Source organism: Rhodovarius lipocyclicus, assembly GCF_009900765.1.
GTDB lineage: Bacteria > Pseudomonadota > Alphaproteobacteria > Acetobacterales > Acetobacteraceae > Rhodovarius > Rhodovarius lipocyclicus.
The window spans coordinates 1-22114 of the sequence record NZ_JAAABL010000006.1 but is presented as its reverse complement, the minus strand read 5'-3'; the positions used below and the strand labels follow the sequence as shown (position 1 = coordinate 22114).

20 protein-coding genes are annotated in these 22114 nt (G+C 70.0%); 12 read left to right on the top strand and 8 right to left on the bottom strand.

Annotated features, from left to right (window positions below; translation table 11 throughout):
• The first annotated feature begins 6 nt into the window (after positions 1-6).
• On the top strand, positions 7-3201 hold the full coding sequence (locus GT007_RS07940) for a WD40 repeat domain-containing protein (RefSeq protein ID WP_160121068.1): 3195 nt from the start codon (positions 7-9) through the stop codon (positions 3199-3201).
• Positions 3198-4814 carry a caspase family protein gene (locus GT007_RS07935; protein WP_160121067.1) on the top strand — a complete coding sequence of 539 codons (1617 nt, stop codon included), beginning with the start codon at positions 3198-3200 and terminating at the stop codon, positions 4812-4814. Before GT007_RS07940 ends, GT007_RS07935 begins: the two co-directional genes overlap by 4 nt.
• 36 nt (positions 4815-4850) lie before the next feature.
• Here the strand turns inward: GT007_RS07935 and GT007_RS07930 are convergent, their stop codons facing one another.
• Together GT007_RS07930 and rpsU are read right to left on the bottom strand one after the other, a co-directional pair.
• Positions 4851-5384, bottom strand: a complete 534-nt coding sequence (locus GT007_RS07930; protein WP_160121066.1) for a hypothetical protein — start codon at positions 5382-5384, stop codon at positions 4851-4853.
• 401 nt (positions 5385-5785) lie between these two features.
• A complete protein-coding gene (gene rpsU / locus GT007_RS07925; RefSeq protein WP_160121065.1) occupies positions 5786-5989 on the bottom strand; it encodes a 30S ribosomal protein S21 in 204 nt (67 codons plus the stop codon).
• Between the two features lie 158 nt (positions 5990-6147).
• Between rpsU and def the strand changes: the two genes are divergently transcribed.
• The 4 genes from def (at position 6148) to GT007_RS07905 (ending at position 8527) form a co-directional block, all read left to right on the top strand.
• Complete coding sequence (def, locus tag GT007_RS07920) at positions 6148-6645, top strand: peptide deformylase (protein ID WP_160121064.1); 498 nt, start codon at positions 6148-6150, stop codon at positions 6643-6645.
• Entirely contained in the window at positions 6638-7180 is a 543-nt protein-coding gene (locus tag GT007_RS07915; RefSeq protein WP_160121063.1) for a COQ9 family protein, read from the top strand. Before def ends, GT007_RS07915 begins: the two co-directional genes overlap by 8 nt.
• 132 nt (positions 7181-7312) lie before the next feature.
• Entirely contained in the window at positions 7313-7888 is a 576-nt protein-coding gene (locus GT007_RS07910; RefSeq protein WP_160121062.1) for a hypothetical protein, read from the top strand.
• A gap of 75 nt (positions 7889-7963) precedes the next feature.
• On the top strand, positions 7964-8527 hold the full coding sequence (locus GT007_RS07905) for a nucleotidyltransferase family protein (RefSeq protein ID WP_160121061.1): 564 nt from the start codon (positions 7964-7966) through the stop codon (positions 8525-8527).
• An 18-nt stretch (positions 8528-8545) separates the two neighbouring features.
• On the opposite strand, the gene GT007_RS07900 is transcribed toward GT007_RS07905, so the two are convergent.
• Positions 8546-9193, bottom strand: coding sequence for an MBL fold metallo-hydrolase (locus GT007_RS07900; protein WP_160121060.1), 648 nt, complete (start codon positions 9191-9193; stop codon positions 8546-8548).
• On the bottom strand, positions 9193-10710 hold the full coding sequence (locus GT007_RS07895; protein ID WP_160121059.1) for an ABC transporter substrate-binding protein: 1518 nt from the start codon (positions 10708-10710) through the stop codon (positions 9193-9195). Before GT007_RS07895 ends, GT007_RS07900 begins: the two co-directional genes overlap by 1 nt.
• 115 nt (positions 10711-10825) lie before the next feature.
• Here GT007_RS07895 and GT007_RS07890 point away from each other — a divergent pair, with 115 nt between their 5' ends.
• From GT007_RS07890 to urtE, 6 genes are all read left to right on the top strand, one after another.
• Positions 10826-11719: a DMT family transporter gene (locus tag GT007_RS07890; RefSeq protein WP_160121058.1), complete on the top strand. Its 894-nt coding sequence runs from the start codon at positions 10826-10828 to the stop codon at positions 11717-11719.
• Positions 11720-11920: 201 nt separating this feature from the next.
• Complete coding sequence (urtA, locus tag GT007_RS07885; protein ID WP_160121057.1) at positions 11921-13159, top strand: urea ABC transporter substrate-binding protein; 1239 nt, start codon at positions 11921-11923, stop codon at positions 13157-13159.
• Positions 13156-14706, top strand: a complete 1551-nt coding sequence (gene urtB, locus GT007_RS07880) for an urea ABC transporter permease subunit UrtB (protein WP_201451831.1) — start codon at positions 13156-13158, stop codon at positions 14704-14706. Before urtA ends, urtB begins: the two co-directional genes overlap by 4 nt.
• Positions 14703-15734 (top strand): urea ABC transporter permease subunit UrtC, encoded by a 1032-nt coding sequence (gene urtC, locus GT007_RS07875; protein WP_160121056.1) that lies wholly within the window; start codon positions 14703-14705, stop codon positions 15732-15734. The genes urtB and urtC overlap by 4 nt, the downstream gene beginning before the upstream one ends.
• Positions 15731-16468, top strand: coding sequence for an urea ABC transporter ATP-binding protein UrtD (gene urtD / locus GT007_RS07870; protein ID WP_160121055.1), 738 nt, complete (start codon positions 15731-15733; stop codon positions 16466-16468). Before urtC ends, urtD begins: the two co-directional genes overlap by 4 nt.
• Complete coding sequence (gene urtE, locus GT007_RS07865; protein ID WP_160121054.1) at positions 16465-17160, top strand: urea ABC transporter ATP-binding subunit UrtE; 696 nt, start codon at positions 16465-16467, stop codon at positions 17158-17160. Before urtD ends, urtE begins: the two co-directional genes overlap by 4 nt.
• A 17-nt stretch (positions 17161-17177) precedes the next feature.
• On the opposite strand, the gene GT007_RS07860 is transcribed toward urtE, so the two are convergent.
• From GT007_RS07860 to GT007_RS07845, 4 genes are all read right to left on the bottom strand, one after another.
• A complete protein-coding gene (locus tag GT007_RS07860) occupies positions 17178-17993 on the bottom strand; it encodes a lytic transglycosylase domain-containing protein (protein ID WP_160121053.1) in 816 nt (271 codons plus the stop codon).
• Between the two features lie 233 nt (positions 17994-18226).
• Entirely contained in the window at positions 18227-19195 is a 969-nt protein-coding gene (locus GT007_RS07855) for a Bug family tripartite tricarboxylate transporter substrate binding protein (RefSeq protein ID WP_160121052.1), read from the bottom strand.
• A 264-nt stretch (positions 19196-19459) separates the two neighbouring features.
• Entirely contained in the window at positions 19460-20587 is a 1128-nt protein-coding gene (locus GT007_RS07850; RefSeq protein ID WP_160121051.1) for a CaiB/BaiF CoA transferase family protein, read from the bottom strand.
• Positions 20587-21567, bottom strand: a complete 981-nt coding sequence (locus GT007_RS07845; RefSeq protein WP_160121050.1) for a Bug family tripartite tricarboxylate transporter substrate binding protein — start codon at positions 21565-21567, stop codon at positions 20587-20589. Before GT007_RS07845 ends, GT007_RS07850 begins: the two co-directional genes overlap by 1 nt.
• Positions 21568-22114 lie beyond the last annotated feature (547 nt).

The following is a 22114-nucleotide window of genomic DNA, read 5'->3' as shown; positions in this document are numbered from 1 at the left end:
CCTGACATGAACAGCCTCGCCGCCCTGGCGCGCCGCGTTTCCCTGGTTCTGGCTCTCGCGCTGGCCTCGGGGCCGGCGCTGGCCCAAGGGGAGGGCGGGGCGCAACCGCCCGGCACGCCCTTCCTGCGGATCGAGCTGGGCATGCATGCCGCCCCGGTCACGCGGGTGGTGCCGCTGCCCGATGGCCAGCGGCTGCTGACCGTCTCGCTCGACAAGACCGCGCGGCTGTGGGCGGCCGATGGCGTGCTGCTGCGCAGCTTCCGCCCGCCGATCGGCGAGGGGGATGAGGGCGGGCTGCAGGCCGCCGCCGTCTCCGCCGATGGCGCCACCGCCTGGGTGGCGGGGCAGACGGGCGCGGCCTGGGGCCGGCAGGCCGTGATCTATGCCTTCGGCATCGAGGACGGCGCGATGCGCCGCATCAACACCGGCGTGCCCGCCAGCGTGACGGCGCTGGCCGCGGCCCCGGATGGCCAGCGCCTGGCCGTGGGCTTCGCCCGCAATGGCGGCATCGCCATCATCGACTTCCAGCGGCGGGAGATTTTGCACCGGCCGGATCTGGGCATCGCCAACGGCGTGCGCTCCGTGGCGTTCAACCGGGCGGGGCAGCTTGCGGTCGCTTCGGGGGATGGCATGGTGCGGCTGTTCGCGCCCGATTTCCGCCCCATCGCCCAGCACCGGCTGACCGAGGGCGGGCAGCCCGGCGACATCGCCTTCGCGCCTGACGGCAAGCTGCTGGCGGTGGGCATGGCCAACATGCCGCAGGTGCGGCTGCTGGACGCCGCCAGCCTGCGCCCCCAGCGTAACCCGCCCATCGGCAATGGGCTGGGGCAGGAGCGGCAGGATTTGCGCTCCGTCACCTGGGTGCCGCAGCCCGGGGGGGCGGCGCTGGTCGCCGCCGGCTATGTGCTGAACCCGCAGGGGCAGTCGGTGGCGCTGCGCTGGTCCAACCTGACCGCGCCGCCCGCGGCGGTGCTGGCGCTGGGGGGCACGGATGCGGTGCTGCAGCTCTCGGCCATGCCGGATGGGCGGCTGCTGTTCGCCGCCGCCGACCCCGCCTGGGGCGTGCTGGCGCTGGATGCGAAATCGGGCTTGCGCGTCGCACCCTCCCGCGCGGATTTCCGCGGCGTGGCCCAGGGGCTCTCGGCTCCGGGGGTGGACCGCACCGAATTCGGCCTGACCCGCCAGGGGGCGGGCAGCTTCCGGGTCTCGCCCGATGGCATGAGCGTGGAGTTCGGCCTGCGCCAGGGCGGGCAGGATGTGCTGCGCTTCGATGTGGCGGAGCGCAGCCTGACCCGGCTGGCCGGTCCCAGCGCCCTGCCGGGCCCGGTGCCGGGCGTGCTGCCGCTGCGCGAATGGCTGAACGGGCAGACCCCCCGCTATGCCGACAAGCTGCTGCAACTGGACGAAGGCGAGCGCGCCCGCAGCGCCGCCCTGCTGCCGGGGCGCAACGGCTTTCTGCTCGGCACCGATTTCGCGCTGCGCTGGTTCGACCTGAACGGCAATCTGGTGGCCAGCGCCGTGACGCCCGCCGCCGTCTGGGGCGTGCAGCCCACCGCCGATGGGCGGCAACTGGTGGCGGCGCTCGGCGACGGCACGCTGCGCTGGTACGACCTGAACCCGACCAACGCGCTGGCGCCGCGCGCGGCCCTGTTCGTGCATGGCGATGCCCGGCGCTGGCTGTTGTGGACGCCGGAGGGCTTCTTCGACCACGCCGATGAGGGCGGGCAGAACCTGGCGGGCTTCCATCTGAACCGGGCCGCCACCGAATCGGCCGAATGGATCGCCTTCAACCAGCTGCACCGCGTGTTCTACGCGGGCGATCTGGTGCGGGCGCGCCTCGCCTTCGGGGATGAAGCCCCGCTGCGGGAGCGCCTGGCCCAGATCGGCGATGTGCGCCGCCTGCTGACGGGCGCCAGCCCGCCGCGCGTCACGCTGTCGGCCCTGTGCTACACGCTGCCGGGGCAGGGCGAGGAATGCCGCCCCGTCTCTCCCACCGGGGCCACGCGCGGCCTGGGCCGGGTGCGGGATTCGGGCGGGCAGGCGGCGGCCACCAATCTGGGCAGCCCCACCCCCAGCCCCGCGCCCGCCACCGGGCTGGAACTGCCCGAGGGCGTGACCGAGGTGGTGCTGCGCGCCGCCATGTTCGACCGGGGCGGCGGCATCGGCCAGGTGGATGTGTTCGTGAACGGGCGTAACCAGGGCCGGGCGGAAACCCGGGGCCTGCGGCGCGATCCCGCCTCCACTCCGGCCCCCGCGCCCGCTCCCTCGGCGAACCTGCCGCCGCTGCCCCCCGGGGCGCAGCCGCTGGAACGCCGCATCCGGCTGGAGCCCGGCGCCAACACCCTGCAACTGCGCGCCTTCGACGCCGGCAACGCCGCCTTCGGCCAGAGCGAGCTGGTGGAGCTGCGCGCCCCGGTCCGCTCCCGCACCGCGGAGGCGCCGCGCCTGTCGGTGCTGCATCTGCTGTCGATCGGCGTGGACGACTACACCGCCACCGCGCAGGAGGGGCTGCGCAGCCTGTCCAACGCGACGGGGGATGCCGAGACGCTGGTGAATTCCATCACCGGCCGCCCGGCGCGGGCCTATTCCCGGGTGAACAGCCTGGTGCTGCGCGATACGGAGGCCAGCCTGCCCCGCATCGAGGCCGCCTTCGAACGCCTGCGCGCCGAAGTGCGGGAGGAGGACACGGTCGTCATCTTCATGGCCGGGCATGGCATGACCGATGGGCAGCGCTATCTGTTCGTGCCCTATCTGCAACAGGCGGCCAGCCTGGACGCCGTGCGCCAGCAATCGCTGGATGACCGGCGGCTGGTGGCGCTGTGGGCCGGGCTTCCGGCGCGCAACAGCATCCTGCTGCTCGACACCTGCCATGCCGGCGCCTTCAACCTGGATTTCGCGGGCACGCTGCAGAATGAGACAGGGCGCTTCGTGCTGGCCGCCGCCAGCGCGCAGCAATCGGCGGCCGATACCGCCGCCGGGCGCCGCAACTCCCCCTTCAGCGTCGCCATCCAGGAGGCTTTGACGGGTGCCACGCGCGACATCGCGGCGCGCGGCGTGACGGACCAGCTGCAACTGGGCCTGCATGTGCGCAACCGCACCCCCGTGCTGGCGCGGGAGGTGGGGGTGGAGCAGCGCGTGGCCTTCCGCATGAGCGCCGGCGAGATCCCCGAACCCTTCCCGCTGACGGAGGCCCGGCCATGAGGAAGCTCTCCCGCCGGTTGGCCCTGGCGGGGATGGCCGGGGCGGCCGCCCCGGCCTGGGCGCAAAGCAGCGCGGAGCGTGGGCTGGTGCAGGCCAGCCAGCAGGCCCGCGCGGTGCATGCGCTGGTGGTGGGCATCAACGCCTATCGCATCCAGCCCCTGCGCGGCTGCGTGAACGACGCGCAGCTGCTGGCGGCCGCCGTGCGCCCCTTCGCCGCCAGCGTGACCACGCTGCTGGACGAACAGGCCAGCCGCGCCAATTTCCTCGCCGCCTGGCGGCAGGTGGCCGGGCGCTGCGGGGCGGGGGACATGATCTTCCTCTCCTTCTCCGGCCATGGCTTCCGCATCCCGGAGATCGTGCCGGGCTCGGAGGCGGATGGCATGGACGACCTGATCGCCTTCGCCCCCTTCCACCCCCAGCAGGCCCCCACCGAGGTGCTGGTGGATGACGAGATCGAGACCCTGCTGGCCGAGCAGGGCCAGCGCCGGGTTTCCGTGATGTTCGTGGCCGATTGCTGCCATTCCGGCACGCTGACCCGCAGCGTGGAACCCGCGGCGCTGCGGGAGGTGCGCTACCGCACCCTCAGCGGCGCTTTCCCGCCCTCGCAGATGCGCGGCCTGGTGCCGCCGCCTCCCCCCAGCCCGCCCGCCGACCGGCTGACCCAGGTGCATTTCTTCGCCGCCAGCCTGGAGACGGAGCCGGTGCCCGAGATCACCTTCCAGGGCAGCCAGCACGGGGCGCTGAGCATCGCCATCGCCGCCGGCTTCGCGCGCGGCGCGGTGGGCCCGCAGGAGGCGGTGGTGGCCCTGCCGGCCCTGGCCACCGAGGCGGTGCAGACCGTGCGCGCCCTGGTCGATGCCCGGCAGAACCCGCAGGTGGCGCTGGGCACCGAGGGGCCCCGCCTGCTGCGTGGCCTGGTCAGCCCCCGCCCGCAGGCCGAGACCCAGGCGCGCGAGGTGCGCATCCGCATGGAGGGCGCGCTCGGCGGCGCCCTGCCCGAGGGCGCGCGCCGCGCGGGCCCGCTGGACCCCGCGGACCTGATCTGGCGGGCTTCCGAGCGGCTGCTGATCTCGCCGCTGGGCGACATGGTTTCAGCCAATATCGGGCCGGCCGAGCTGCCCATGGCGGTCGAGCGCCAGCGCGCCCTGTGGCTGGCGCAGGAGGCGGTGGCCCGCCAGCCGCTGGAATTGCGGCTGGAGCTGATGAACCCGCCCCCCGGCACCCCCGCCGAGCAGCGCCGCGCCGCCAATGCCGACCACCCGCTCGGCACCCGGCTGAAGCTGGTGCTGGAGCAGCTGCGCTTCCCCAACCTGGTGATGTTCAACATCGCCGGCGATGGCACGGTGCAGATGCTGTACCCCATGGAGCGCGAGGCCCCGGTGGCGCCCCCGGGCGGGCGGCTGAGCCTGGATGACCTGGAGGTGAAGCCGCCGCTGGGGGCCGACCATGTGGTGGCGCTGTGCACCCGCCGCCCGCTGGCCGATCTGGCCCAGCGCCTGGCCCGGCTGGATGAGACCAAAGCCCCCATGCAGGCCGTGCGCGCCACGCTGGAGGTGCTGCCCGAAGGCGGCTGGCAGATGGGGGTGGTGGGGCTGTTCCGGCGGCGGGGGTGAGAGGGCGCATGTCAGGGGCGGCGCCCTCCGCGCCTCTCAAGGCCACGCCATTGCCTGCTGTTCCCCCCGCCGGAACCGCGTCCACATCCGGCAATCCGTCAGGGTCCAGCCAGGCGCGGGCGGTTCGCTGCCTGTCACGGCCGGGCATTGCTCGGCGGCGCCGGGGCGGCTGGGGGCGGGGTTGGCGGTGTCCGGCGCTTCCCAGCGTTCCCACCGGACCATGCCCAGGCCGCGCGCGAACCAGAAGCGTTCCAGATGCCCGGCCGAGGCGATGTCCCGCCCGCCGTAATGTTCCGACAGCAGGGACTCGGCGGTGAAGGGCGGGTGGCGGGTGCCGTCCTCCTGCCAGGGATAGGCCACGGCCAGGCGGCGCCAGCGGGTGAAGCTGGGGATATAGCGGGCCGGGCAGCGGTCGGGGGCGGTGGTGCGTTGCAGGCGGGTGGTGGTTTCGGCCCATTCGGCGCCGGCGGGCAGGCGGAACAGCAGCCAGCCGCCCGGCGCCGCCTCCTGGCTGCCACCGCATTCGGGGCCATGGAACCACTGGATGCCGGCGCCGCCATCCTCGGTCATCGCGACCAGGATGTCGGCGCCGCGCGCCGTGATCAGGTTGCCGCCATCGCCGCGCCCGGCATCGCGCAGGCCGAAGCGGCGGGGGGCGTCCCCGAAATCGAAGCTGTGGGTGGCGTGGCCCGGGGCCAGCAGCAGGGCGTCGCTCGCCTGCTCGCCCGCCCAGTCGAATTTGCGCCAGGGCAGGGTGGGGGCGGCCTGGGCCGGGCGGGGGGCGGTGCAGCCGGGCTCGAAGGGCAGGGTGGCCGCTTGGGCGCAGAGGGACTGGACCAGGAAGGGCTCGGCGCGGGACCAGCCCTGTGCCTGGGCAGCGCCGGGTTGGAGGGCGCATACGAAAAGGGCGGCAGCCCACAGGCCACCGCCCCCAATTCGCAGAACGGCCGCGAAGCGCAGCCGTGCGGGCTTCAGAAGCCCTCGCGCTCCAGGCGCTTGCGCTCCACCTTGCGGGCGCGGCGGACGGCCTCGGCGGCCTCACGCGCGCGGCGCTCGGAGGGCTTCTCGAAGTGGCGGCGCAGCTTCATCTCACGGAACACGCCTTCACGCTGCAGCTTCTTCTTGAGCGCCTTCAGCGCTTGATCGACATTGTTGTCCCGAACGACGACTTGCACGCGGCAGACACTCCTGGTTCGAATCTGGGGTTAGAAATGCAAACGAGCGCCGCCAAACCGGGGAATCCGGCAGCGCCGCTATTGCCTTGCCCTATACGCCCTCACGTTGCGAGGGAAAAGGCCTTTTCTCTGCCCAAATGCAGGGCCAGATTGCGGATATGGCCATTCTGAAGATCGCGCGCATGGGCCACCCCGTGCTGTTCCAGCAGGCGGAAGCCGTGCCCGACCCCGCCCACCCCGAGATCCGGCGCCTGGTGGCGGATATGGCCGAGACCATGGTCGATGCCAGCGGGCTGGGCCTGGCGGCCCCCCAGGTGCACGTGCCGCTGCGCCTGTTCGTCTGGCGCGGGCCGGAGGGGGTGGAAGCCCTTTTCAATCCGGAACTTACGCCGCTGGAAGGCCCGGCGGAAGCCGCCTATGAAGGCTGCCTGTCCATCCCCGGATTGCGGGGGGAGGTGACGCGCCCGTCGCGCATCCGCTTCCGTGGTCTGGACCTGCATGGGGAGCCCATCGAGGGCACCGCCGAGGGCCTCGCCGCCCGGGTGATGCAGCATGAGACGGACCATCTGGACGGCATCCTCTACCTCAGCCGCATGACAGACCTGACGAAGCTGGGTTTCACCGAGGAACTCGCCCGGGCCCAGCCCCGTGAGTGACGCCCTGCTCGACGCGCTGCTGCCCCTGGTGCCCCGGCTGGGCTGGACCCGGGCGGCGCTGACGGCGGCGGCCGGGGATGCGGCGCTGGCCCGCAATGCCTTTCCGGGCGGCCCGCGCGATGCCATCGCCGCCTGCAGCCGCCGCGCCGACCGCCTGATGGCGGAGGAAGCGGGCGACCTGTCCGCCTTGCGCACCCCGGCCCGCATCCGCCGCCTGATCGAACTGCGCCTGACCCGGGCCGAACGCCACCGGGAGGCACTGCGCCAGGCCGCGGCCCTGCTGGCCGTGCCCTGGAACGCGCCGCTGGCCGCCCGCCTGCTGGCGGAGACGGTGGACGCCATGTGGATCGCGGCCGGCGATACCTCCAGCGACCTGTCCCGCCACACGCGGCGCGCCACGCTGGCGGCGGTGTATGGCGCCACTTTCGCCTACTGGCTGGGGGCGCCAGCGGGGGGAATGCCGGCGGTTCTGGCCTTCCTGGACCGACGGCTGGCGGGTGTGGCGCGGTTGCAAAAACGGCGTGTGGCCGCGTGAACTTACAGCAATATCGTCACCGAATGCGCGAAGGGCTTGAATTGTAACAATTATATAGGGGCTTCGCGCGCGGCGTTTTCGAGTCTAAAAGAACGGCTCAATACACCTTCCAACACCGGAGAAATGGCGCCCATGTCGCCCATTCGTACCGTGATGACCGGCCTGCTGGCCGCCAGCCTCGCCACCCCGGCCCTGGCTTCCGGACAGTCCTGCGCCACGCCGGAGGAGCGTTCCGCGCTCGATATCCGCGCTCTTCAGAGCCAGCTGATGGTCGTCGCCCTGACGTGCCAGCAGGAAGAACAGTACAACCGCTTCGTCACGCAGCATCGCGGCGTGCTCGGCAGCGTCTATGGCCAGGTGCAGCGCCATTTCCGCCGCGTGTACGGCGGTGCCGGCCAGCGTCGCCTGGACGAATACATCACCAATACCGCCAACGGCCACAGCCAGGTCGGTATCAGCCAGGGCAGCCTGTTCTGCCAGAACCAGGCCGGCCTGTTCCCCGCCGCCCTGGCCACCAACAACCGCGACCAGCTGGCCCACCTGTCGCAGGAGCGCCAGATCCAGCAGGTCTACAGCCCGACCGCCTGCGGCACGCCCGCGACGCGTTCCGCCTCAAGCACCCGCCCGGCCCAGCAGGCCCGGCCGCAGCGTGCCGCCAGCCAGCAGCAGCCGGCCCGCGCCGCCAACGCCAGCGCGCCGCGCAGCTAAGCGCCGTTGCCGGTTGAATGACACGGGCCAGGGGGCATGCCTCCCTGGCCCTTTTGCGTTCCGGAGGGTTCCGGCATGAAGGCCACTGCCCGCTTGCGGACTCTCCTCCGATCGGACGCGCGCCGCTGGCCGCTTCTCGGCGTGGTGCGCGCCCTGGACTTGCCGGATTGCTGGGTCGGTGCCGGTTTCGTCAGGAACGCCGTCTGGGACCATTTCCATCATCGCCCCCCCTCGGCCCCGGCCGGTGATGTGGACGTGATCTGGTTCGATCCCGGCCAGGCCGATCCCGCTGCGGACAAGGCCCAGGAAGCCCGGCTCCGCCGCATGGAGCCCGCCATCCGGTGGTCGGTGAAGAACCAGGCCCGCATGCATCTGCGCAACGGCGACGCCCCTTATGGATCGGCCGTCGATGCCATGCGGCATTGGCCCGAGACGGCGACAGCCGTCGCCGTCAGGCGGAACGACCGGGATGAGTGCGAGATCGCGGCCCCTTTCGGCCTGGAGGATCTGATGGGCCTGATCCTCCGGCCGACCCCACTGTTCGTGCACGACAGGCGCTCTCTCTACCAGGAGCGGCTGCGCGCCAAGGCCTGGACATCTTCCTGGCCCCTGCTGCGGGAAGCGGATGGGCCACGCTAGGGCTTGCCCGGCCGGGGTTCAGCCCATCCCTTCCACCAGGAAGGGGTTGCGCTTGCGCTCATGCCCGAAGCTGCTGCCCGGCCCATGGCCGCAGATGAACTGGATGTCGTCGCCCAGCGGCAGCAGCTTGCCATGGATGGCCGCCAGCAGCGCCGCGTGGTCGCCATAGGGGAAATCGGTCCGCCCGATCGAGCCTCGGAACAGCACATCCCCCACGATGGCGAAGCGCTCGTCCGTATTCACGAACACCACATGGCCGGGCGCGTGGCCCGGGCAGTGCAGCACCGCGAAATCCAGCGCGCCGATGCGCACCGTTTCGCCTTCCTCCAGCCAGCGGTCCGGCACCAGGTTGCGGGCGCCGTCCAGGCCATAGGCCGCGCCCTGCTTCTCCAGATTGTCCAGCAGCATCTTGTCGGCCAGCTGCGGCCCCTCGACCGGCACGCCGAGCGCCGCGCGCAGCTCATCCGCGCCGCCCGCGTGGTCGATATGGCCGTGGGTGATCAGGATGCGTTGCACCTTGATCCCCTGGCCCTCGATCGCGGCGAGGATCCGGGGGACATCGCCGCCCGGGTCCACCACCACGCCTTCCATCGTCTGGTCATCCCACAGCAGCGCGCAGTTCTGCTCGAACGCGGTGACGGGGATGATCGCGCCTTTCAGGGCCATCAGCGCCACTTCGCCCAGAAGAAGCGCGGCAGCTCGTCGGCCCAGGTCTGGAATTCCAGGTTCCGCACATAGCCATAGGCGTTGACGTAGGTGTGGACGGGCACGAAGGCCGCCTGCTCCGTCACGCGGCGGATGGCGGCCGAATAGGCGCGGCGGCGCGCCGCCTCGTCATTGGTGCTGCCGCCTTCCTCCAGCAGGCGCTGGGTCTCGGCGTCGCGGAAGTAATCGTCGCCGCCTCCGCCGAACCAGGTCGGCATGAAGGAGGAGACGTCGTTGATCGAATAGCTGCCCCAGCTGCCCAGATACATCGGCGCGCGCCCTTCCTGGCTGCGCTGGATGGCGGCGGCCACCTGCAACTGCGTCAGCCGCGCGCGGATGCCCACCGCCTGCAGGTAGTTCTGCACGGCTGAGCCCCATTGCGGCAGGATGTAGCTGACGATTTCGGTATCGAAGCCGTTGGGGTAGCCGGCCTCGGCCAGCAGGGCGCGGGCCTTGGCGGGGTCGTATTCGTACTGCACCGCGGCCTCCGCATCGCAGCCGAACTGGCTGGGATAGCAAGGGGCGGGCGGCACGCGGCTGCCGCCCTGCACCAGGCGCGTCGCGATGGTCTGGCGGTCGATGGCGTGCAGGATCGCCTTGCGCACCGGCAGCTTGGTCAGCGGGTTGCCCGCCCCGGTGCGGCCCGCGCTGTCCATCGTCATGTAGCCCACGCGCATGCTTTCCTGCCGCGCCACGCGGAAGTTCGGGATGCGCTCCAGGTTCGGCAACTGGTCGGGGTTGATGTTCCAGATCCAGTCGGTGCGGCCTGAGAGCAGCTCCGTCAGCTCCGTCGCCGCATCGGGCACGAAGCGGATGGACAGGCGGCGGATGGCGGGTTTGCCCTTGGGGCTGCCCTCGTAATAGCCGTCATAGCGCTCGTACTCGATGGAGGCGCCGGGGTTGTTCGCCGTGATCTTGTAGGGGCCGGCGGCCACGGGCGCACGGGCATAGCCATCGGCGCCCACGCGCTCCCGGTACGCCTTCGGCCAGATCGGATAGACGAGGGCGAAATAGTCCAGCGCCGCCGGGGTGGGGCGCTTGAGGTGGATGCGCACGGCGTGTTCGCCGGTCTTCTCCGCCCGGTCGATCCAGGAATAGTTGCTGGGGGTCGCGGTGCGGGTCTCGGGGTTCGAGACGGTGTTGAAGGTATAGACCACGTCATCGGCGGTGAACGGGTCACCGTTGTGGAAGGTCACGCCCTGGCGCAGCGTGAAGTCGATGGTCTTGGAATCCAGCCAGTTCCAGGCGGTGGCCAGCAGCGGCTTGATGGAGAAATCGCTGGGGTCGCGGTGCACCAGGCAATCCCAGCCCTGATGCGCCAGGATCAGCCCGGTGCGCTGGCTGTTGAAGTACGGGTCCACATTGGGCACCCCGTCGCGGAAGACGATGCGCAGCGTGTCGCGCGCCTGCTGTGCCTCGGCCTGGCCGCCCAGCAGGGGCAGGGCCGCACCGCCGGCCAGCGCGGCGCGGCGGCCCATGGACAAGGTTCCGGTCTTTTCTCGCATCGATCAGCTCTCCCGTCGGGCGACGTGCCCATTACGGGCAGGTTAGGGGCGGCTTGCGGGGGGCGGCAAGCGTGCCAGTCTGCGGCCCATGCCTTCCTCACGCATGCTGCCCGCCCATGCCTGCCTCATCATGCTGCTGCTGTGCGCGTGCTGGGGGCTGAACATGGTGGCGATGAAGCTGGGCACGGCGGGCATCCCGCCGCTGCTGCAGGGGGCGATGCGCTCGGCGGGGGCCGCGGTGCTGGGGCTGCTGTGGTGCCGGGCGCGGGGTGTCAGGCTGTCGCGCATCCTGCATGACGGCACGCTGCTGCCGGGCGTCGCCGCGGGGGTGATCTTCGGGGTGGAGTTCGGCTGCTTCTACCTGGGCGTCGCGCGCACCAGCGCCTCCCGCGCGGTGCTGATGGTCTATACGGCGCCGTTCTTCGTGCTGCTGCTGTCGCGCTGGTTCCTGCCCGGCGATGTGCTGGGCCCGCGGGTGCTGCTGGGGCTGGGCGTGGCCTTTCTGGGATTGTTGCTGTCGATGGCGGATGGGTTGGCGCAGCCCGCCGGGCCGCAGGCGCTGCTGGGCGATGCGCTGTGCCTGCTGGGCGGCTTCGGCTGGGGCTGCACCACGGTGCTGGTGAAGGCGAGCCGCCTGTCCCTGGCGCCGCCGGACCAGACGATGATGTACCAGCTGGTGGTCAGCGTGCCGGTGCTGCTCGCCTTCTCCTGGCTGTTGGGGGAGGGCGGGGTGACATCCCCCACTGCCCTGGTGTGGTGGAGCCTGGCCTATCAGACCGTGGTGGTGGCCTTCGCCAGCTACGCCGCCTGGTTCTGGCTGGTGCGGAACCATTCGGCGGCGCGGCTGTCGGCCTTCACCTTCATCACGCCCCTGTTCGGCGCGCTGGCGGGCGGGGTGCTGCTGGGCGACCGGTTGGGCCCGCTGTTCCTGGCCGCGCTGGCGCTGGTCAGCGCGGGCATCTGGATCGTGCAGCGACGCTGAAGGGCGGTTTCAGCGCCATAAAGCGGATGCGCGACTTCTGCGCTTTTATTGTGCTGTCAGGTGCTTGTTTGCGCTGACGCCGCGCAATTCTGTTGTTCGTTGCGCTCCGCATGCAAGCAGTCGCCGTTGTTGTGGGCGATGCTGCCGCACAGACTGGCAGCACCGGGAAGGACCGACCCCGAGACACAAGGAAGGCGAGACATGACACTCCCCCGCATCACCCGCCGCACGGCGCTGGCTGGCCTCGCCGGCAGCCTGTCCCTGCCCGCCATTCATTCCGCATCCGCGCAAGGCGCGCCCATCAAGGTCGGCGTGCTGCACAGCCTGACCGGCACCATGGCGATCAGCGAGACCGCGCTGCGCGACACCGTGCTGATGATGGTGGAGAAGGCCAACAGCGCGGGCGGCATCGCCGGCCGTCGGGTGGAAGCCGTGGTGGTCGATCCCGCCTCCAACTGGCCGCTGTTCGCCGAGAAGGCGCGTGAGCTGCTGGCCGTGCACAAGGTGGATGTCACCTTCGGCTGCTGGACCTCCGTCTCCCGCAAATCGGTGCTGCCGGTGTTCGAGGAGCTGAACGGCCTGCTGTTCTATCCCGTGCAGTATGAGGGCGAGGAAGAGAGCCGGAACATCTTCTACACCGGCGCCGCCCCCAACCAGCAGGCCATCCCGGCCGTGGAATACCTGATGGGCGCCGATGGCGGCGAGGCCAAGCGCATCGTGCTGCTGGGCACCGACTATGTGTATCCCCGCACCACCAACCGCATCCTGCGCGGCTTCCTGAACTCCAAGGGCATCACCGATGCCGACATCATGGAGGAATACACCCCCTTCGGTCACAGCGACTGGCAGGGCATCGTCAGCCGCGTGAAGACTTTTGCGAGTCAGGGCAAGAAGACCGCCATCGTCTCCACCATCAATGGCGACGCGAACGTTCCGTTCTATCGGGAGCTCGGCAACCAGGGCATCAAGGCCGAGGACATCCCCTGCGTCGCCTTCTCGGTCGGTGAGGAGGAACTGGCGGGCATCGACACCAAGCCGCTGGTGGGGCATCTCGCCGCCTGGAACTACTTCATGAGCGTGGATGCGCCCGCGAACCGCGAGTTCATCTCCGACTGGCACACCTTCATCCGCAACCCGCGCCGCGTGACCAATGACCCGATGGAGGCCACGCTGGTGGGCTTCAAGATGTGGGCCCAGGCCGTGGCGCAGGCCGGCACCACCGCGGTGGACGCGGTGCGCACCGCCGTGATCGGCCAGAAGGTCGCGGCCCCCTGCGGCTTCACGCTGGAGATGCTGCCCAACCACCACCTGACCAAGCCGGTGATGATCGGCGAGATCCAGGAGAACGGGCAGTTCAACATCGTGTGGCGCACCCCGGCCCCGGTGCCCGCGGAAAACTGGTCCCGCTACATCCCCGAGAACGCGAACCGCCGCCGTTGATCGCGCGTCTTCTCGCCGTTCTGCTGTTCTGCGCGCTGGCGGCCTCCGCCCGCGCGCAGACGCGCTTCGAGGAACTGGTGCCCCGCCTCGGCGCGGGTTTCGGCCCGGCCGCCGAGGCGGTCCAGGCATTGGGGGCGCAGGGCGATCCCCGCGCGCTGCCAATCTTACGCGCGCTGTCCGACGGGCGCCTGCTGCGCAATGCCGAGGGGCGGGTGATCCTGGACGGGCGCGACGCCGCGACCGGCGAGGCGATTCCCGCCGAGGGTGCCTCCCGCATCAATCTGAACAACCGCCTGCGCGTGGTGCTGCGCGGCGCGATCGGGCGGCTCGCGCTGTCCTCGCCCAATGCCGCCGAGCGCCGCGCCGCGGCCGACGCCGTCTTCCGCACCCGCAGCGCCGAGAATGTGCCGCTGTTGGAGGACGCGCTCTCGAACGAAAGCATCCCCGAGATCCGGGCGCTGATGGAACTGGCCCTGGGGGCGTCCCGCCTGCTGGTGGATGATGTCACGGTGCAGCGCGCCGGCATCATCGTGCTCGGCGGCGCCGGCACGCCAGAGGCCCGCGCCCTGCTGCTGGAGGCTCGGGCCGCCAAGCCCGAACTGGCCCCGGATATCGACGCGGCGGTGGCCACCATCGACCGGCGCCTGGCGATCCGCCGCGCCTTCGAGACGGTGTTCCAGGGCCTGTCGCTGGGTTCCGTGCTGCTGCTGGCGGCCCTGGGCCTGGCCATCACCTTCGGGGTGATGGGCGTGATCAACATGGCCCATGGCGAGATGGTGATGATCGGCGCCTACACCACCTTCATGGTGCAGGAGGCGCTGCGCCACACCGCCTGGGCTGGCTGGTCGCTGCCGCTCTCGGTACCCGCCGCCTTCATCGTGACCGCGCTGGTGGGCGTGGTGCTGGAACGCTGCCTGATCCGCCATTTGTATGGCCGCCCGCTGGAGACCCTGCTGCTGACCTTCGGCATCGGCATGATGCTGCAGCAGGCCGTGCGCCTCATCTTCGGCGCCCAGAATCGGGAGGTGCTGAGCCCCGCCTGGATGCAGGGCACGCTGCTGCTGCCGGGCGGGCTGCCGGTCACGGCCAACCGGCTGTGGATCATCGTCTTTGGCCTGGCGGTGCTGGCGGTGACCATGCTGGCCATCCGCTTCACGCGCTTTGGCCTCGAAATGCGGGCCGTGGTGCAGAACCGGCGCATCGCCGCCACCATGGGCATCCGCACCGGCTGGGTGGATGCCGCGACCTTCGCCTTCGGGTCGGGCCTCGCGGGGCTGGCGGGGGTGGCGCTCAGCCAGATCGACAATGTGTCGCCCAATCTCGGCACCGGCTACATCATCGACAGCTTCATGGTGGTGGTGTTCGGTGGCGTGGGCAGTCTGGTCGGCACGCTGGTGGGCGCGCTCACGCTCGGCCTGGTGAACAAGCTGCTGGAACCCTATGCCGGGGCGGTGCTGGCCAAGGTGGCGGTGCTGGTCGGCATCATGCTGTTCATCCAGCGGCGGCCCAAGGGGCTGTTCGCGCTGAAGGGGCGTGCCGCGGAATGAGGCGCCTGATCATCCTGGGCATCGCGCTGCTGCTGGCGCTGCTGCCCGCCCTGAACCTGACGGGGCTCGGTATCTCGGATTTCGTGGTGACGGTGGTGGGCAAGTGGCTGTGCTACGCCATTCTCGCCCTGTCGATCGACCTGGCCTGGGGCTATGCGGGCATTCTCTCGCTCGGCCATGGCGCGTTCTTCGCGCTGGGCGGCTACGCCATGGGCATGCATCTGATGCGGCTGATCGGGCCGCGCGGGTCCTATGGCCACCCGGTGCTGCCGGATTTCATGGTGTTCCTAGGCTATCAGGAGCTGCCCTGGTTCTGGTGGGGCTTCCAGTCCTTCCCCTTCGCCATGCTGATGGCGCTGCTGATCCCGGGCGCGCTGGCCTTCCTGGTGGGCTACCTCGCCTTCCGCAGCCGCATCACCGGCGTCTACCTGTCCATCCTGACCCAGGCGCTGACCTATGCGCTGATGCTGGCCTTCTTCCGCAACGACATGGGCCTCGGCGGCAACAACGGCTTCACCGATTTCAAGGAGCTGCTGGGCCTGCCGCTGAACACGCCGCTGGCCCGCGCGCTGCTGTTCTGGGCGAGCCTCGCGGCGCTCTGCGGATGCCTTTGGCTCGGCACCTCCATCGCGCGCAGCAAGCTGGGCCGCGTGCTGGTGGGCGTGCGCGATGGGGAGGCACGGCTGCGCTTCCTCGGCTACGACACCTTACAGCATAAACTGTTCGTCTTCGTGCTGTCGGCCATGATGGCGGGCATCGCGGGCGCGCTGTACGTGCCGCAGGTGGGCATCATCAACCCCAGCGAATTCAGCCCGGGCAACAGCCTGGAGGCGGTGGTGTGGGTGGCCTTCGGCGGGCGCGGCACGCTGGTGGGCGCGGTGTTGGGCGCCTTCACGGTGAATGCGCTGAAGACCTGGCTGACCTCGGTGGCACCCGATGTTTGGCTGTTCGTGCTGGGCGCGGTGTTCGTGGCCGTCACGCTGCTGCTGCCGCGCGGCTTGATCGGCCTGCTGGAGAAACGCCGATGAGCGGGCGCGCGCTGTATGTGGATGGCGTCTCGGTCGTCTTCGACGGGTTTCGGGCGCTGAACAACCTGTCCTTCATCATCGAACCCGGGGAGTTGCGGGCCGTGATCGGCCCCAACGGCGCCGGCAAGACGACGATGATGGATGTCATCACCGGCAAGACGAAGCCCACCGCCGGCATCGTGAAGTTCGGCGATGTGGACCTGACGCGCCTCGACGAACCCCGCATCGCCACGCTGGGCATCGGCCGCAAGTTCCAGAAACCCACGGTCTTCGATGCGCTGACGGTGTTCGAGAATCTGGAGCTGGCCTTGAAGGCCGTGCGCGGCCCGATCGCCTGCTGGAAATGGAAGCTGGCCGCCGAGCAGCGCGACCGGATCGAGGCCGTGCTGCGTGAGATCGGGCTTTCCGAGCGCGGGCAGGATCTGGCCGGGCTGCTCAGCCACGGCCAGCGGCAATGGCTGGAGATCGGCATGCTGCTGATGCAGGAACCCGAGCTGCTGCTGGTGGACGAACCCGTTGCCGGCATGACCGACCAGGAAACCGAGCACACCGCCGCCCTGCTGGCCCGCATCGCGGGCCAACGCAGCGTGGTGGTGGTGGAGCATGACCTGGAATTCGTGCGCGCCCTGAACTGCAAGGTGACGGTGATGTGCGAGGGCAGCGTGCTGTCCGAGGGCAGCATCGACCATGTGCAGAACGATGCCCGCGTGATCGAGGTGTATCTCGGCCGATGACCCTCTCCGTCGAAAACATCGACCTGTATTACGGCGCCAGCCGCTGCCTGACCGGCGTCTCGCTGCTGGCGGAGCCGGGCAGCATCACCTGCGTGCTGGGCCGCAACGGGGTGGGCAAATCCTCGCTCATGCGCTCCATCATCGGGCTGGAGCGGGTGCAGGCCGGCAAGATCATGTGGGAGGGCCGCGACGTGGCCCCCATGGGCCCCGCCGAGCGCGCCCGCGCCGGCATCGGCTATGTGCCGCAGGGGCGCGAGATCTTCCCCTTCCTGACGGTGAAGGAGAACCTGGAGACCGCGCTGGCCGCCGCCCCGCGCGGATCGGGCGTGCCCAATGACGTGTTCGACCTGTTCCCCATCCTGCGGGACTTCCTGCGGCGCCGGGGCGGGGATCTTTCCGGCGGGCAGCAGCAGCAGCTGGCCATCGCCCGCGCCCTGACCGCGCGCCCGCGCCTGCTGATCCTGGATGAACCCACCGAGGGCATTCAGCCCAACGTCATCAAGGACATCGCCAAGGTCATCCGCCACCTGGCCAAGGATCGCGGCATGGCCGTGGTGCTGGTCGAGCAATACTACGAGTTCGCGAAAAGCCTGGCCGACCGCATCGCCGTGATGGTGCGCGGCGAGGTGGCCCTGGGCGGCGTCGCCAGCGAGTTGGACGACGCGGCGGTCCAGAAGCTGCTCACCGTGTGACCCGCCCGCGCAGCGGGCTATCGGGTGAACAGCCCCCCGCGCGCGCCCATCGGCGCCGCGATCAGCGGCCCCGCCGAGCGGTTGGTGGTGAAGATGGGCCCGCTGGGGCGCGGCTGGGCGGCGGCCACCGCCATGGCCATCGCCGGCGGCGTCGCCCGGATCGCATAGACCGGCGCCGCCCGATAGGCATCCAGCCCCCGCCCGCGCCCGGGCGTGGCCAACGGGATCACCTGTGCCTGCTCCGTGCGGTTGGCCAGCATGCTGGGGGCGGCCGGGGCAGGGGGGCTGTTGGCCAGGCGCGTCTGCTCCCCGGTCCAGGCCGCCAGCACCCGGGCGCGATAGCCCTCCGCGCGGTCGGGGGTCTGGGAATGGTAGTGGCCCGCCGCTGTCTCCCAATTGCCGCTCTGCTCATACAGCCGGTTCAGGAAGCGCGCGGCGTAGCGGGCATTGGCCGCGGGGTCGAAGGCGTCCTCCAGGTTGGCGAAGGCGGTGGCGTGGTGGAACAAATTCACCTGCATGCAGCCCACATCGATGATCCGCACCCCGCGCGCCTGCAATTCCCGCACGGCGGCAATCGCTGCCGGCTTGTCCGGGAAGAATCTGCCCTGCCCCTCGGCATTGATGACCCAGGGCCAGGGGCCGACCTCCCCCGTTTCCGGGTCTCGCCTGCCGGATTCGACGCGGGAGATGGCGTGGAGCAGCCCGGCGGGGATGTTGATCTCCCGCTCGGCGGCGGAGATCGCGGCGCGGCATTGCGCCATCGGATTGGCCCGGCCGGGCCCAGCCCAGAGAAAACCCAGCAAAGCCAGCAGGATAGGGGAAAGGTTCCGCATGCCCCCACCCACGCAAGCCCCGTGCCAGGAGGCGCGGGATGGTTTTTAGAGAGGTGCCTTGCAGGTTTTTAATTGCTGCAATGCGAAAACTCGCTTGCACACGAACGATCTCTGCCGTATATCCGTCTTCAGCAACCGAGGGTTATCCCTCGCTTGCCTTTCTTGGACGTTTCCTCCCTAAACTTGGCGGGCCTTGTGCCCGCCATTTTTTTTGCCCGCGGCCTGGCGAAACGTCAATTTTCGGGCCGCATGCCGGTCCGCCGCACCACCTCGCCCCAGCGCGCCAGCTCCGCCGCCACGAAGCTTCGAAAACCCTCCGGCGTCATCGGTTCCGGGATCGCGCCCTCATCGGCCAGGCGGGCCAGCACCTCCGGTTCCTGCAAGGCATGGGCGGCGGCCTGCTGCAGCCGGGCCAGGATCTCGGGCGGGGTGCGGGCCGGGGCCACGATGCCGTACCATTGCATCGCCTCGAAGCCCGGGATCGCCTCCGCGATCGCCGGCACATCGGGCAGTTGCGGCAGGCGCTGGGGCGAGGTGACGCCGAGCGCCACCACCCGCCCCTCCCGCACCACCGGCAGGGCGGTGGGCGTGCCCGTCATGCCGGACTGGATGTTGCCCGCCACGAGGTCCAGCACCATGGGCCCGGAGCCGCGATAGGGCACATGCACCATCTTCAGCCCCGCCGCGTCCAGGAAGCCCACCATGCCGATATGCACGTTGGACCCCGCCCCGGCCGAGCCATAGGTGATGGTGTCCGGTGCCTCCCGCACGCGCTGGATGAAGCCCCGCAGCCCGCCCGCCGCCAGCTCCGGCCGCACCAGCAGCACCATGGGCACCTTGGCGATCAGCCCGACCGGCGCGAAATCCCGCATGGGGTCATAGCGCAGCCGCGGATAGACATGTGGGTTCACCGCCAGCGTGCTGATCATGCCGATGCCGATGCTGTAGCCATCGGGGGCGGCCTGGGCCAGGGCCTCCGTGCCCACCACACCGGCGGCGCCGCTGCGGTTTTCCACCACCACCGTGCCACCCAGCACCGGCCCCATGGCCTGGGCCATGACACGCCCCAACAGATCCGTGGCACCCCCGGGCGCGGCCGGCACGATGAAACTGATGGGCCGGCGCGGCCAGGGCGCCTGAGCCAGGGCAGGGGTGGCGAGCAGCGTGCCCGTCAAGGCACGCCGTGTGATGGAATTGGACATGTTTCTTCCCTCCGGGGCTTGAGGCCCGGCCAGGGAGAAGGATTGGCGCGTTGGGCGGCGGGGGCAAGGGGGGAGCGAGGGCGCTGCCCTCGCGCTCCCGCTCGGGGGGAAATGACTTTCCCCCCGAGAACCCCCCATTACTTTTTGGGAGTTTGGGGGCGGGCCTGGGTCCGGGAGGGTTTTTCTGGTAAATTATATAATAATATCAATGACATGAATCTGTTCGCGGAGGGCTAGGGAAGGCGGCGCCTTCCCCAGTCCACCTCACCCGAACTCGGCCTTCACCTTGTCCGTATGCTCGCCCAGCTTCGGCACCGGCCCGAAGCTGCGCGCCCCGTCCGAGAACCGTGCCGCCGGGGCCGCCACCTGCACCACGCCTGCCTCGGTTTCCACCGCCACGCGCCGCAGGGCCGGGTGTTTCGACAGCCCGTCCACCCCGTTCACGAAGCCATAGGCGATATTGGCTTCGTTCAGCCGGGCCGCGCATTCCGCGCGCGTCAGCCGCTTGAAGCCCGCGCCCACATGGGCGTCCACCATCGGCCGGGCCGCCACGCGCTCCACATTGCTGCGGAAGCCTTCGCGCTGCGGCAGTTCCGGTTCCTTCAGGAAGTTGGCGCAGAAATTCGCCCATTCCCGCTCGTTCTGGATCGAGATCAGCACCAGCGCGCCGTCGCTCGTCTCGAAGGCGCCATAGGGGCAGATGGAGGGGTGGGCGAGCCCGATGCGCCCCGGCGCCTTGCCGGTGCCTTCGAAATACAGCAGCGGCACGTTCATCCAATCCGCCATGCCGTCGAACAGGCTGATGCCGATGCCCTTGCCCTGGCCGGTGATGCCGCGCTCGATCAGCGCCTCCAGCACGGCCGCATGGGCCATGGTGCCGCAAGCGATGTCGCAGACGGAAAAGCCCACGCGCCCGGGGCCCTCGGGCCGGCCGGTCACGCTGGCCAGGCCCGATTCCGCCTGCACCAGCAGGTCATAGGCCTTCATGGAGGCGTATTCGCCTTCCTCGCCATAGCCCGAGATATCGACGGTGATCAGCTTGGGGTGCTTCGCTCGCAGTTCGGCGGAGCCGAAGCCCGCGCGGCCCATCGCACCCGGGGCCAGATTCTGGATGAACACATCCGCCTTGGCCAGCAGGTTCGCCAGCACCGCCTTGTCGGCGGGGTTCTTGATGTCCAGCACCACGGATTCCTTGCCGCGGTTCAGCCAGACGAAATAGGTGGATTGCCCGTTGCAGGCGGCGTCATAGCCGCGGGCGAAATCGCCTTCCGCGCGCTCGATCTTGAGGACGCGCGCACCGGCATCGGCCAGCTTGCCGGAGCAGACGGGGGCAGCCACCGCCTGCTCCATGGAGACGACCAGCAGCCCCTCCAGAGGTTTTCCCGGCTTCATTATTCTCGTTCGATCCTCGCCTCGCGGATGAAGCGGCCCCAGGATGCAGCCTCGGACCGCATGAAGTTCGCGGCGTATTCTGGGCTGCGTTCGGCCCCGTTGGGAACCCGGGCGGAGGCAGCGGCGAAGCGCGTTTTCACATGGGCGTCGTCCAGCGCGGCGTTCAGCGCCTCGTTGCAGGCCGCGATGATCGGCGCGGGCGTGTTCTTGTGCGCGGTCAGGATGTTCCAGACTTCCAGGCTCAGGCCCGGCAGCCCGGCTTCCGTCGTGGTCGGCACGTCCGGGATCTGCGGCAGGCGCGAGGGGCCGGTCACCGCGATGGCCTTGGCGCCGTTGTCCAGCGCGGGCAGGGCTGTCAGCGCCTGGTCCACCACCACGTCCAGCACCCCGGCATACAGGTCGTTCAGGGCCGGCCCGCCGCCGCGATACGGGATCAGGTCGCCGCCGCCGCCCAGCGCCTGGTTGGCCATCACGCCGCCCATATGCAGCGTGGTACCCAGGCCCGAACTGCCGATCGACAGCCGCCGCGTGGCCGCCGCCTGGCGCAGCTGCGCCATGTTGGTGATGCCCGAATTGCGCGAGGTCAGCAGGATCATCGGGTTGGTGGCGACCATGCCGATCGCGGCGAAATCGTCCTGGCCATAGGGCAGGCGGTTGAACAGGTGATAGTTCAGCGCGAAGACACCGACATGGCCCAGGAACAGCATGTGCCCGTCGGCCGCCGTGCGCAGCACCCGCGCCGCGGCAACCCCGCCCGAGCCGCCCGCCATGTTCTCGACCACCACGGTCTGGCCCAGCTTCTGGCTCATCGGGTTGGCGATCAGCCGGCCCATCACATCGGTGGCGCCGCCAGCGGCGAAGGGGATCAGGATGGTGACGGTGCGGCTGGGTGCCCAGCCTTGGGCCCGGCCGATGGACGGCGTGGCAAGCGTGTGCGCAGCGAAAGCCGCACCCAACAGGGTGCGCCGGGCGAGGGCCATGATTTCCTCCTGAATATTGGCCTGCGGGGGCGTGCGGCTGGGCCATGAAGGCCACCGCTTGTGGATTTGTTATAATGCCCGAGGGTTTCGCGCAATGGAGTTGCGCGGGGCGGGTGGGACACTCAAGGGCTTCGCGCCCGAGGTCGCCTGTCAGGGGCTCCGCCCCCGACACCCCCGCCAGGACCGTGCTCGGTCCTGGACCTAGATCAGTTTGGTGCTGATCCTGGAAGGTGTTTCTTATTGATTTTTATAATGAAAATGGCGCTATGCCTGCCAAGGTAAGGTGCCAATCTGATGGGTTCCAAGGGCCTTTCGGCCTTTGGCGGGGAGCCGAGGGGCAGAGCCCCTCGGTCTTTTGCGCCTTGGGGGGGGGCAGAGCCCCTCGGTGGGGGTTCGGGGGCTGTTCAGACTGGAGAGATGTTTGACAGGTGTACGGAGACATCCCTGACGGTTTTGAGATGGGGTGTTTCGTCCCTGAGGTCGAGTGTGGCGAGAGGAAATCGCGAGAAGAACACCTGCCATACTCCATCCTGGCTGGTGGCCCTGA